The sequence below is a fragment of the Winogradskyella ouciana genome (assembly GCF_009709615.1).
GTDB lineage: Bacteria > Bacteroidota > Bacteroidia > Flavobacteriales > Flavobacteriaceae > Winogradskyella > Winogradskyella ouciana.
Genome location: NZ_WJYA01000077.1, coordinates 1 through 277 on the forward strand (window position 1 = coordinate 1; position 277 = coordinate 277).

Annotated in this window: 1 protein-coding gene; it reads left to right on the top strand. The window is 43.3% G+C overall.

Annotation, left to right across the window (positions count from 1 at the left end):
- Positions 1-23: 23 nt before the first annotated feature.
- The coding region (locus tag F1003_RS18635) for an efflux RND transporter permease subunit (RefSeq protein ID WP_235898413.1) at positions 24-277 on the top strand (254 nt) is incomplete at its 3' end.

The window sequence follows — 277 nt, forward strand, 5'->3', positions numbered from 1 at the left end:
TAGCGCACGGATATAAGCGAATTTTGAACTGGACGCTAAACCATAAGCTTATTTCCTTTGGGTTAGCCGTACTACTGTTAGTAGGAAGTTTATTCTTAGTTCCTTCTATTGGCGTGAGCTTCTTATCATCTGATCAAGAAAAAACGCTGACGCTTACGTATACACCGAAAGCCGGACAGTCTCAAAGCGACGTAGAAAAAGCAGCAAATCGCGCAGAAGCGTACTTGATGAAGCGAGATGGTGTCAAAACGGTTCAGTATTCGTTCGGTGAAGGTAA